The organism is Providencia sp. PROV114 (genome assembly GCF_032704305.1).
Lineage (GTDB): Bacteria > Pseudomonadota > Gammaproteobacteria > Enterobacterales > Enterobacteriaceae > Providencia > Providencia rettgeri.
The window spans coordinates 2,163,982-2,176,475 of record NZ_CP120528.1 but is presented as its reverse complement, the minus strand read 5'-3'; the positions used below and the strand labels follow the sequence as shown (position 1 = coordinate 2,176,475).

12 protein-coding genes are annotated in these 12,494 nt (G+C 41.2%); 10 read left to right on the top strand and 2 right to left on the bottom strand.

The genetic code is table 11. The features are described from left to right. Positions 1 to 169 precede the first annotated feature (169 nt). Positions 170 to 1,171, top strand: a complete 1,002-nt coding sequence (add, locus tag P3L37_RS09580; protein ID WP_109912256.1) for an adenosine deaminase — start codon at positions 170 to 172, stop codon at positions 1,169 to 1,171. Between the two features lie 230 nt (positions 1,172 to 1,401). Beyond that, a complete protein-coding gene (locus tag P3L37_RS09575; RefSeq protein WP_110731945.1) occupies positions 1,402 to 2,616 on the top strand; it encodes an ADP-ribosyltransferase domain-containing protein in 1,215 nt (404 codons plus the stop codon). Between the two features lie 306 nt (positions 2,617 to 2,922). Here the strand turns inward: P3L37_RS09575 and P3L37_RS09570 are convergent, their stop codons facing one another. Together P3L37_RS09570 and P3L37_RS09565 are read right to left on the bottom strand one after the other, a co-directional pair. Beyond that, positions 2,923 to 3,903, bottom strand: coding sequence for a bile acid:sodium symporter family protein (locus tag P3L37_RS09570; protein ID WP_109912257.1), 981 nt, complete (start codon positions 3,901 to 3,903; stop codon positions 2,923 to 2,925). A gap of 60 nt (positions 3,904 to 3,963) precedes the next feature. Further along, a complete protein-coding gene (locus tag P3L37_RS09565; RefSeq protein WP_109912258.1) occupies positions 3,964 to 5,007 on the bottom strand; it encodes an oxidoreductase in 1,044 nt (347 codons plus the stop codon). A 128-nt stretch (positions 5,008 to 5,135) separates the two neighbouring features. Here P3L37_RS09565 and P3L37_RS09560 point away from each other — a divergent pair, with 128 nt between their 5' ends. The 8 genes from P3L37_RS09560 to nth all read left to right on the top strand — a co-directional run bounded on the left by P3L37_RS09560 (position 5,136) and on the right by nth (position 12,422). Then, positions 5,136 to 5,576, top strand: a complete 441-nt coding sequence (locus P3L37_RS09560) for a DUF2569 domain-containing protein (protein ID WP_004910980.1) — start codon at positions 5,136 to 5,138, stop codon at positions 5,574 to 5,576. Between the two features lie 84 nt (positions 5,577 to 5,660). After that, positions 5,661 to 6,242: an electron transport complex subunit RsxA gene (rsxA, locus tag P3L37_RS09555; RefSeq protein ID WP_004910983.1), complete on the top strand. Its 582-nt coding sequence runs from the start codon at positions 5,661 to 5,663 to the stop codon at positions 6,240 to 6,242. Continuing rightward, on the top strand, positions 6,242 to 6,856 hold the full coding sequence (gene rsxB / locus P3L37_RS09550; RefSeq protein WP_109912259.1) for an electron transport complex subunit RsxB: 615 nt from the start codon (positions 6,242 to 6,244) through the stop codon (positions 6,854 to 6,856). The genes rsxA and rsxB overlap by 1 nt, the downstream gene beginning before the upstream one ends. Then, complete coding sequence (rsxC, locus tag P3L37_RS09545; RefSeq protein WP_316927675.1) at positions 6,849 to 9,308, top strand: electron transport complex subunit RsxC; 2,460 nt, start codon at positions 6,849 to 6,851, stop codon at positions 9,306 to 9,308. The genes rsxB and rsxC overlap by 8 nt, the downstream gene beginning before the upstream one ends. A gap of 11 nt (positions 9,309 to 9,319) precedes the next feature. After that, positions 9,320 to 10,405, top strand: a complete 1,086-nt coding sequence (gene rsxD / locus P3L37_RS09540) for an electron transport complex subunit RsxD (protein ID WP_004910990.1) — start codon at positions 9,320 to 9,322, stop codon at positions 10,403 to 10,405. Between the two features lie 10 nt (positions 10,406 to 10,415). Beyond that, entirely contained in the window at positions 10,416 to 11,045 is a 630-nt protein-coding gene (rsxG, locus tag P3L37_RS09535; RefSeq protein ID WP_109912261.1) for an electron transport complex subunit RsxG, read from the top strand. Further along, on the top strand, positions 11,045 to 11,761 hold the full coding sequence (locus P3L37_RS09530) for an electron transport complex subunit E (RefSeq protein WP_004910994.1): 717 nt from the start codon (positions 11,045 to 11,047) through the stop codon (positions 11,759 to 11,761). Before rsxG ends, P3L37_RS09530 begins: the two co-directional genes overlap by 1 nt. 19 nt (positions 11,762 to 11,780) lie before the next feature. After that, positions 11,781 to 12,422: an endonuclease III gene (gene nth / locus P3L37_RS09525; protein ID WP_102138606.1), complete on the top strand. Its 642-nt coding sequence runs from the start codon at positions 11,781 to 11,783 to the stop codon at positions 12,420 to 12,422. Positions 12,423 to 12,494: the final 72 nt, after the last annotated feature.

Sequence of the window (12,494 nt, the reverse complement as noted above, 5' to 3'; positions counted from 1 at the left end):
AAGCCAGTTAATATTAGCTGGCTTTTTTATTTGCATCGCAAAATAAATGTGATTGAAATCACATTTAAAATGTAATTATTGATCACGTTTCACATTTTTCGTGATTTACAATTGCCTTTAGCGAAATAAAAGCCAAAATGAGGATAGAAAATAGATAAAGGATCATTCCGTGATTAAAACACATTTACCTTTAACCGATTTACACCGCCATCTTGATGGCAACATCCGTCCAGAAACAATTCTCTCCTTAGCAGAGCAGCACCATATTCAATTACCTGCTTCAGAGCTTGAAGCATTACGCCCTCATGTTCAAATTATAGGACAAGAAGCTGACTTAGTCGGTTTCTTAGCAAAACTTGATTGGGGGGTCGCTGTTTTAGCAAACTTAGATGCCTGTCGCCGCGTGGCATTTGAAAATGTTGAAGATGCTTTTAATGCAGGTATTGATTACGCAGAGCTGCGCTTTTCCCCTTATTATATGGCGATGAAACACCAATTGCCTGTTGAAGGTGTCGTTGAAGCCATTGTTGATGGTGTACGTGCAGGGTGCCAACAATTTGATATTAAAATTAATTTAATTGGTATTTTAAGCCGTACTTTTGGCCAACAAGCCTGTACAACTGAGCTGCAAGGATTATTAGCGCATCGGGATCATTTATGCGCATTAGATTTAGCGGGAGATGAGCTCGGATTCCCTGGAGAGCTCTTTGAGTCACATTTTATTAAAGCTAGAGATACAGGGTTAAATATTACTGTTCATGCAGGTGAAGCGGCTGGTGCAGACAGTATTTGGCATGCTATTAAGGTATTAGGCGCACAACGAATTGGTCATGGCGTTAAAGCAATAGAAGACCCTGCTCTAATTGAGTATTTAGTAAAACATCAAATTGGCATGGAAAGCTGTTTAACGTCGAATATTCAAACAAGTACAGTTCCATCCTTAGCTCAACACCCGTTAAAAAACTTTTTACAACAAGGTGTTCTGGCTTCAATTAATACAGATGACCCTGCAGTTCAAGGGATTGAGTTACGCCATGAATATGAAGTAGCTGCCCCACAAGCTGGTTTAACGGCAGCAGAAATAGAACAAGCACAACGAAATGGTCTGAGTATGGCATTTTTATCGGATAGTGAGAAAAATGCGCTGTCAAAAAAAGTCGCCAATCGCTAATTTATTTAGTTAAGATTTAGAGGGGATCTGCCCCTCTATCTCAATATCCTTAAAATTCCCCTTCCGAAAAATCTTTGGCCTGCATGCTGCTATATGAGATTGTTAATATCTGCCCTATTTTTTTAGTTAGCCGCTCTCTTACTATTTAAAAATCGTTTTACGCAAGCCTATATATTCATATTTTATATATTAATAAAAAACATCTTATATATTCATTTAGGAAAATCAGCATGACTATTATTAACTCAAGTACTTCAACACAACATATAGCTAGCCCAAATTTAAAACAGCAGCTCATATCGCAAAAAAATAGTTTAGTGAGCAATATTAATAAAATTAAGACTACAATAGAAACGAATAAAGCGGAAATGACAGAATTAAAAGAATTTATCAAACATAATATGTCATTCTTAAAAGAGTTGAAGAGTATCTCTGACCAACATGGAAAAGATAGCCAAGTCCGCCTCAAAAATGGGCATTTTAAATTAGGCCAAGGAAGTAATGTACTAAAAAATATTTTTTCCAGTGGCCGCTACCAAACTGAACGCACTGCCGCGGCAACCTTATTAAATGTAACAGCAAAAAGTGTTACTGTCGCCGATTCAACTAACTTGCTCACGAAGTTGAAAGCAAAAAATGAATCAACCTTATCATCACTGACCGATAACAATAAAAATGCTCAACAACAAATTGCTAGTCTCAGTAAAGAGCTTGCCCCAATAGAAACTCAATTAAACACGATTAAAACACAAGAAGCCGATAATGAGAAAGCAGCTGAACAGCTAAAAAATAAGCGTCAGCAATTTTCTTCTATCTACCAAAGTAATGAAGGTTGTAAAGCAATCAACAATGAGGCCCGCTATATTTTTGGTAATGGCAAACAAGGTGGCTCTTTAAGTGGTAGTAAAGTCATTGCTGAATATGAGCGAGTACATGGCTCAGATATTTTTTCAAAAGGAAATAGCCACATTAAATTTGAATTAAAATGTAACAGTGATAATTTAAATGAGTTAGTGAAAACCGCTGCTAAAAATTGGTATTCACCGTCAAGTACAACAGCAACCACCCATCGTGGGCAAGGTATGACTAGTGATGGCTTAAATACTTTAATTAATAATTTTAATGCCGACAAAAAAAGCGATAATAAGACGGTTTATCAGTTAGGGCAATTTTTTTCAACGTCGAGTAGAAATGATATTGCTAAGTCTTTTGCCAACCAGAGCCAAGATGATGTTAAAGTTATGTTTTTAGTGAAAGGCAATAGTGGCAACGGGATCACTCCGCAAGCTGGGCTAAGCTTTAATAATAATGAAAGTGAAGTACTCTACTCACCGCTGGCAAACTTTAGTGTCAACAATATTGTAAAAAACTCCAAAGAAAATATATATAAAATTGAGTTAACAGAAGTTAAATCTCAAAAAGACGCACAACTATTACCTTACTAGTTCGAGAGTTTGTTTTTGAGCCTATAACAATTATTTTTCTTTTTATAGGCTTTTTTGAACTTTAGCGTAAAATAATTAACCCTACCGCGCTTCTTAATATATTAAGCCTGTCTAAAAACAATGCGTTACTTAAAATAACATCATCGATTATTAGCATCCACCGCATAAGCAGCGGCTCTATTGTTAATTATATAATTATTTGTATGTTGTAACTAAAAGGCGTGTATGCTTAGGAGATCGGTTATAAATATAATTGAGGGGTAATGGCCTATTTTGTCAGAACAAAACCCCATGATTGCCCTATTGTCAGTCCTTAGTTGATAGCCTTTTCGCATAACGCTGAGCAAGTACAGCGCTGACCATCAGTTGTATTTGGTGGAAGATCATCAATGGCAATAAAATAACCCCCACTGTCGCAGCAGGAAATAACACGTTCGCCATTGGTACTCCATTCGCTAAACTCTTTTTCGATCCACAGAAAACGATGGTAATTTCGTCTTCTTTGCTAAAACCTAACAACCGTGCAGCTAACGTATTAAATACAATGACAATAAATAAAATAACGCAAGTAACAACCACTATCATTAAGAGTGAAAATGCATCTATTTTCTGCCAAATCCCCTCTACAACGGCTTCACTAAATGCCACATAAACCACTAACAATATTGAAGACCGGTCAGTCATATTCACTAACTTACGATTACGGTTAATCCAATTGGCAATCAATGGTCGAGATAAATGCCCCACAACAAACGGGAGCATCAATTGCATTAAGATAGACCCTATCGCATTGAGCGTATCCATGGCTTGGCTACCATCAGCATCCATCAATAAGCCAACTAAGATTGGCGAAAGAAAAACCCCAAGAATACTCGATGCCGATGCACTACAAATAGCTGCGGCAATATTCCCACCGGCCACTGATGTGAACGCAATTGCTGATTGTACGGTTGCAGGTAAAGCACACAGGTATAAAAAACCCATATACACAGTCGGTGACATCCATTTAGGTACAATCACCGCGAGTCCTAATCCTACAATAGGGAATACAATAAATGTACTCGCAAAAACCAGGAGATGTAGACGCCAGTGCCCTATCCCCGCCATGATTGATTCACGAGATAACTTAGCTCCATGCATAAAGAACAACAATGCAATTGCAGCTGTAGTTAAATATTGAAACCCCGTTTTTATATCACCTTCACAAGGAAAAAGACTGGCTAGAATGACAACACCAATCATGATAAGTAAAAATGGGTCTATTCTCAGTTTAGCTAGCAAATTCATTCGATTATCCATAATAAAAGCCAGTTATGTTAACTGGCCTTATAGTGAGCGTTGATGACGTTAAAATATTTCTTCGATAGTCCGTTTTTCTTTTGCCGAACGTATACCTGCTTCAATAAGTTTCATAATATCTATCGCTTCGCTCGGGGTGACAGGATTTGGTTTACCATGGCGAATTGCATCATATATCCCTTGATAATAACCACCATAATTACCACGTTGGTTTGGCCAAGATTGTGTTATCAGCTCATCATCTTGTGACAGCGTCACATTACCCATGTTGGTATCAATTCCCCAATCAGCCCCTTCTGGACGTTGGCCGCTCTTTAAGCAGTCTTCTTGGGTGTCTAAACCATATTTAACATAACTACCATTCATGCCATGAATAACATATATCGGCGTTGGTGCAGCGGCTAATGTTGTTGCATGTAATACCACCTTTTTATCGGCATATTGCAAAACGGCATGGAAGTAATCCACTGCCTGTGCATTTGGGCGGATCATGGCAAGATCAACATTGATCCCTAACGGCCTGCCAAAATATTGTAAGACTTGGTCTAATAAATGCGGACCTAGGTCATACCAAATACCGGCTCCGGGAATATCTGCTTCACGCCAGCGTTGCCTAACTAAAGGGCGATAACGATCAAAATGTGATTCATAGTATTTAATATCCCCGAGCTTACCTTCTTCTAAGATTTTTTTAACGGTTAAAAAACCGGAGTCCCAACGGCGGTTATGATAAACCGACAGTAATTTTCCAGCTTGCTCCGCTTGTTGTTTCAATTGTTCAGCTTGTGAGACATCTAATGTAAATGGTTTATCAACAACAACGTGTTTTCCCGCTGCTAATGCCGCTTGTGCAAGAGGAAAATGAGTATCATTAGGCGTAGGAATAACGACGAGTTCGATATCTTTATCAGCAAAAATAGCTTCCGGAGAGGCGGCAACATGAACATTTGGCCAATCAGCCTTAACCTTACTCGGGTCACTGCTAGAAATCGTTGTTAAATCATACCCTTCTAAAATGCCAAGGAAGGGAGCATGAAATGTTTTGCTAGCATAGCCATATCCGACGATCGCAACTTTAATTGGTTTAGACATTTAGACCTCATACAACGATAAACACAGGTGGAGATAAAAAGTACCATCAGAAGGAATGAAATGGCAAATAAATCTATGATAGGATTGTAAATTGTCCAGCGACTTCGCCAAAATGGGTTTTATTGATTATGACTTCAGTTTATGACGCCAACCGCATCACTGGCTGGTTATTAGTTCCAGCAATCTATTTGTTATTAACCTTTTTAGCTGTTTGCAGTATGACTGTCATGTATTGCATTAAGTTTTATGAGATTGTCACGACTGTTGACCATTGGACAAGCTTTATTCCTGCCGCATGGTATCTGTCATTCGCGATTACTATTGGGATGACTATTTTCAGTATCCATGTGTTGCAGCTAATGTTTTCTCGTTCAAAACATTTTCCCCGCCGCTTTATTATTTGGTTAATGATTTTATTATTATTAGGTATAAAAACCTTCGCATTTTCACCTATTGATGATGAAACTGCTTTGCAAGTCTTAGCGTGGCCTTTAATTGGTGCAGGTTTCTTTGTCCCTTATTTAAAACGGTCCCAACGTGTAAAAATGACTTTCACACAAGATCGATAAGCATCACATAAATTGCTTGATATCATAATGATAGTTTAACTGGCTTCGGTCAGTTTTTGTTCTTTTTTCATTTCAGGCAATAGCATGACTGATTATCTATTACTCTTTGTTGGAACAGTACTGGTTAACAACTTCGTTCTCGTTAAATTCCTAGGCTTATGCCCTTTTATGGGCGTCTCAAAAAAACTCGAACCCGCCATTGGAATGGGCTTAGCAACGACGTTTGTTATGACATTAGCGTCAATCAGTTCTTGGTTGATTGACACTCTCATCCTCATTCCTCTCGACCTCATCTATTTGCGAACGCTAAGTTTTATTTTAGCGATTGCTGTCGTTGTACAGTTTACTGAAATGGTGGTGAGGAAAACGAGTCCAACGCTTTACCGTTTACTTGGTATTTTTCTGCCTTTAATTACCACCAACTGCGCGGTTCTTGGTGTTGCCTTATTAAATATTAATATGTCTCATACTTTTATGCAGTCTGCCGTGTATGGTTTTGGCGCTGCTGTGGGTTTTTCATTAGTGATGGTGTTATTTGCCGCTATTCGCGAACGTTTAGCTGTTGCCAATGTTCCTGCTCCTTTTAAGGGCTCGTCAATTGGGTTAATAACTGCTGGCTTGATGTCTCTCGCGTTTATGGGCTTTAGTGGTTTGGTGAAATTCTAATGATGTCTGTATGGATTGCTATCGGTATATTAGCCGTTTTTGGCCTTATTTTTGGGCTGATTTTAGGGTATGCCTCATTACGATTCAAAGTTGAGGCTGATCCTATTGTTGAACAAGTTGAAGCGATATTACCTCAGAGTCAGTGCGGTCAATGTAGTTACCCTGGCTGCCGTCCTTACGCTGAAGCGGTTGCAAATAATGGGGAAATGATCAACAAATGCGCCCCTGGTGGTGAGCAAGTAATGCTAAAAATCGCTGAGTTGCTTAATGTTGACCCCCAACCAATCGATGGTGGTGAAGCCGCGCAAAATCCAGTTCGTAAAGTTGCTATTATCGATGAAGAAAACTGCATCGGTTGTACTAAATGCATTCAAGCCTGCCCTGTTGATGCTATTGTGGGTGCAACCCGCGCCATGCATACCGTTATTGAAGATTTGTGCACAGGATGTGACCTGTGTGTAGCCCCTTGCCCTACCGATTGTATTGAGCTTGTTCCCGTGAAAACCACCACAGCCAATTGGAAATGGGATTTAAACACCATCCCAGTCAAAAATATCAATGTTGAACCCAATGAACCATTTGTAACTAAAGCAAGGGGTGAAACTCATGCTTAAGCTCTTTAATTGGTTGAAAAAAGATAATATTTGGGATTTCAAAGGCGGGATCCATCCGCCTGAAATGAAGCTACAATCAAGCCAAACACCAATGCGTATTGCATCAATACCTGATGAACTGGTTATCCCATTACAACAACATTTAGGCCCTGAAGGTGAACTGATTGTTCAAGTCGGTGACTTCGTTTTAAAAGGCCAGCCTTTAACTAAAGGCCTTGGACGTACTGTGCCTGTTCATGCTTCAACTTCAGGGGTTATCACTGCGATTGAACCCATGGTGACAGCGCATCCTTCTGGCTTAAAAGAGTTGTGTGTACGTATTGCATCCGATGGCCAAGATACATGGTGTACTTTATACCCAGAGCCTAACTACGTTCAATTAACCCGCGCTGAATTACTACAGAAAATTGAACAAGCGGGTATTGCGGGTCTCGGCGGTGCTGGTTTCCCAACCGCATCAAAATTGGCAGGTGGTCAAGATGCAATTAAAACATTAATTATTAATGCGGCTGAATGCGAACCTTATATCACAGCCGATGATAGATTAATGCAAGAACATGCACAGGAAGTTATTGAAGGCTGCCGTGTTTTACAGCATTTATTGAACCCAGACCAGGTACTAATTGGTATTGAAGACAATAAACCCGAAGCTATTCGTGCACTTAAAGATGCAATCACCTCGCAAGACAAACAAATATTCATTCGAGTTATACCAACCAAGTACCCATCAGGTGGTGCTAAACAGCTGACAAAAATTTTAACGGGAAAAGAAGTACCATCCGGTGCGCGTTCTTCTCAAATTGGCGTGTTAATGCAAAACGTCGGTACTGTGGTTGCTATCAAACGCGCGGTTATCGATGGCCAGCCATTAATCGAACGAGTAGTCACTGTCACAGGTGAAGCAATCAGCAAACCGGGTAATTTTTGGGCTCGTTTAGGGACTCCAGTTAAACATCTATTACAGCAATCAGGTTTTAACCCTGAACCAGAACAAATGGTGATTATGGGAGGGCCTTTAATGGGCTTTACCCTACCCGACTTAAATGTTCCTGTCGTGAAAATTTGTAACTGTTTACTGGTTCCTACAATGGAAGAAATGGGGCCTAAAGCACTAGAAGAAGCATGTATTCGTTGTGGGTTGTGTGTTGAGGCCTGCCCTGCTGCGCTACTACCTCAGCAACTTTACTGGTTCAGTAAAGGAGATGAACACGAAAAAGCGCAAAAACATAATTTATTTGACTGCATAGAGTGTGGTGCATGTGCTTATGTGTGCCCGAGTAATATTCCGTTAGTGCAATATTATCGTCAAGAAAAAGCAGAAATACGTGAAATTGCTCAAGAAGAGCGCCGTGCTGCTGAAGCAAAATTGCGTTTTGAAGCAAAACAGTTGCGTATGGAACGTGATAAACAAGCACGAGAAGAACGCCATAAAAAAGCTGCTGTGCAAGTCGATAGTGCAGATAAAGATGCCGTTAATGCGGCTTTAGCACGAGTTAAAGCCAAACAAACGCTGACAGCGGAACCCATTAAGATTGTTTCCGGTGAACTCCCAGACAATAGTGCAGTAATCGCCGCTCGCGAAGCTCGTAAAGCCCAAGCTCGAGCTAAACAAGCTGAAAAGCTGGCCAATGCACAAACAGAAACTGTTGATATAACAGCAACGGAAGATCCCCGTAAAGATGCCGTCGCTGCAGCTATTGCGCGTGCCAAAGCTAAAAAAGCCGCTCAAGAGCAACCTGCCACTCCGCCAGTCGCTGATGCGGTAGCGGATACCGGAATTGACCCACGTAAAGCGGCTGTCGCTGCGGCTATTGCGCGTGCGAAAGCCAAAAAGGCGGCTCAAGAGCAACCTGCCACTCCGCCAGTCACTGATGCGGTAGCGGATACCGAAGTTGACCCACGTAAAGCGGCTGTCGCTGCAGCTATTGCGCGTGCCAAAGCTAAAAAAGCAGCTCAAGAGCAACCTGCTACTACGCCAGTCGCTGATGCGGTAGCGGATACCGAAGTTGACCCACGTAAAGCGGCTGTCGCTGCAGCTATTGCGCGTGCCAAAGCTAAAAAAGCAGCTCAAGAACAACCTGCCACTCCGCCAGTCGCTGATGCGGTAGCGGATACCGAAGTTGACCCACGTAAAGCGGCTGTCGCTGCAGCTATTGCGCGTGCCAAAGCTAAAAAAGCAGCTCAAGAACAACCTGCCACTCCGCCAGTCACTGATGCGGTAGCGGATACCGAAGTTGACCCACGTAAAGCGGCTGTCGCTGCAGCTATTGCGCGTGCCAAAGCTAAAAAAGCAGCTCAAGCAGAACAACTCGCACAAGAAGAGCTTACTCCCGCTGCCGAACAACCCATTGAAGAGGAAACCGACCCTCGAAAAATTGCCGTTGCCGCTGCAATCGCGCGAGTAAAAGCGAAGCAAGCACAAAAACAACATGAACAAACGACTACAGAGTAAGTGATAACGAGATGAAATTTAGGCCAATTGATGCGAAAAATCGCCGTTTAAAAATTGCTAGCGCGCCATTTACTCATAATAAACAAAGCACCAGCTTAGTCATGCTTTGGGTACTTTTAGCTGCAATACCCGGTATTGCGGCTCAAGTTTATTTTTTTGGCGTTGGCACCTTATATCAAATTATTTTAGCGATGCTAACAGCCGTTATCACAGAAGCGGTTTCTATTCGTTTACGCAAACAACCTGTAGTTCCTGTACTAAAAGATAATTCAGCCATTGTAACTGCTTTATTATTAGCCATCAGCCTACCACCGCTCTCACCTTGGTGGTTAATCGTATTAGGGACATTTTTTGCTATTACGATTGCTAAACAATGTTATGGTGGATTGGGACAAAACCCTTTTAACCCCGCGATGGTGGGTTATGTTGTTTTATTGATATCATTCCCTGTTCATATGACAAACTGGCTACCCCCGCATGAATTACAGAATATGTCGGTTTCAGCCCTTGATAGCCTATCAATTATTCTCAGTGGCCATACACCAACAGGTATTACTCTCGAGCAGCTACGAACGGGAATTGATGGTATGAGCCAAGCAACCCCGCTTGATAGCTTTAAAACGGGCCTACTGACTCATTCTATTTCTGAAGTATTACAACAACCTATTTTGCAAGGTTCCTTAGCCGGTATTGGTTGGCAATGGGTAAATATTGGCTATTTAGTTGGCGGTTTGTTCTTATTACAGCGCCGTATTATTAGCTGGCATATCCCAGTGTCGTTCTTAGGTACGTTGGCAATCTTAGCTATTGTTAGCCACTTAATTGATGATAGCCAGCATGCATCACCATGGGTTCATCTATTGTCTGGCGCCACTATGCTAGGGGCATTTTTTATTGCCACTGACCCTGTTACCGCATCGACAACACCTAAGGGACGAATTATTTTTGGTGTGATCATTGGTTTCCTTGTTTGGGTGATCCGTGTTTACGGTGGTTACCCTGACGCTGTCGCATTTGCCGTGTTACTCGCCAATATTACCGTTCCATTAATTGATTACTATACGCAACCTCGTGCGTACGGCCATGGGCATAAGTAAGGATAACCGTATGTTAAACACGATGAAACGCCATGGTGTAACGTTAGCAATCTTTGCGGCAGGCACGACCGCGCTTAGTGCTGCAGTGTACACGTTAACTAAAGAGACTATTGCTGAACAAGCCGCTATTGTTCAGAAAAAATTACTCGACCAAGTTATACCAAGTGATTTATATGACAATGACCTCGCAAAAGAGTGTTATTTAGTCACTAATGAGGCCATACTTGGTAACAAACAACCTAGGCGTTTGTATCTAGCCCGTAAAAATGGCGAACCCGTTGCTGCGGCATTAGAAACAACGGCATTAGACGGCTACTCTGGCGCGATACATTTATTAGTTGGAACCGATTTTAACGGCACAGTATTGGGAACTCGTGTAACAGAACATCATGAAACACCTGGGCTTGGTGACAAGATTGAGACACGAATATCTGATTGGATTACTTATTTTAGCGGTAAGAAAATAGCCTCTGACAATGACCCTAAATGGGCGGTTAAAAAAGACGGTGGTGAATTTGATCAGTTTACTGGAGCAACAATTACGCCCAGAGCAGTCGTCAATGCGACTAAACGTACTGCTGTATTTATGCAACAAATTCCACAACAATTATCGAATTATCCACGCTGTGGGGACGAATAATGAGCGATACATCTAAAGACTTATTAATGCAAGGTTTGTGGAAAAACAACTCTGCATTGGTTCAACTATTAGGACTTTGTCCGCTTCTTGCTGTTTCATCAACAGCAACAAACGCATTAGGGCTAGGCTTAGCGACAACATTAGTCTTAGTTTGTACTAATGTTGCAGTTTCTGCTTTACGTCGTTGGGTACCATCAGAAATTCGCATCCCTATCTACGTGATGATTATTGCCTCTGTTGTTAGTGCCGTACAAATGCTAATCAACGCATATGCTTTTGGTTTATATGAATCTCTCGGGATCTTTATTCCGTTAATCGTCACCAACTGTATTGTTATTGGGCGAGCAGAAGCCTATGCATCTCGTAATCCTGTTGGGTTATCTGCTCTAGATGGGTTTGCCATGGGCTTAGGCGCAACGGCGACCTTGCTTGTTCTAGGGTCAATTCGTGAAATTTTAGGGAATGGTACCTTGTTTGATGGTGCTGACTTGTTACTTGGTTCTTGGGCCACCTCCCTTCGTATTGAAGTATTACATCTTGATTCTCCATTTTTACTCGCTATGCTACCGCCTGGTGCCTTCATTGGGCTAGCGTTACTATTAGCAGCGAAGTACTTAATTGATGAAAAAATGAAAAAAAGAGCCGCACGACAATCCAGTATTCAACCCGAGCGTGAATATGAAAAACAGCAAGGTTGCGGTAGCCATATTTCTTAACAACGATATTTTGTGAGCAATGAATAAATCAAAACGCATTGAAATTCTAACTCGTCTACGGGATAACAACCCACACCCGACAACGGAGCTAGAATTTAATTCTCCTTTTGAGCTATTAATCGCCGTTTTATTGTCAGCTCAAGCGACTGATGTGAGTGTTAATAAAGCGACAGCGAAGCTATACCCTGTTGCTAATACACCTGAAACTATTATGGCGCTAGGTGTGGATGGGATAAAAGAATACATTAAAACCATTGGCTTATTTAATACTAAAGCTGAAAGTGTCTATAAAACCTGTCAAATTTTAATCGAAAAACACAACAGTCAGGTTCCTGAAAACCGAGAGGCTTTGGAAGCCTTACCGGGTGTTGGCCGTAAAACTGCAAATGTGGTTCTTAATACCGCATTTGGCTGGCCGACTATCGCTGTTGACACACATATTTTTCGTGTCTGCAATCGTACTAACTTTGCTCCGGGTAAGAATGTTGTTGAAGTGGAAGAAAAACTCCTTAAAGTTGTACCCGCAGAGTTTAAAGTAGATTGCCACCATTGGTTTATTTTGCATGGACGTTATACTTGTATTGCCCGCAAACCCCGCTGTGGCTCATGTATTATTGAAGATTTATGTGAATTTAAAGAAAAAATATACCCAGAAGATTAGTCAAAATGCTATTTTTATACATTACCAATAAACGGTATTTTTAATGATGAATCTAGTCAGTAACGCATTTTT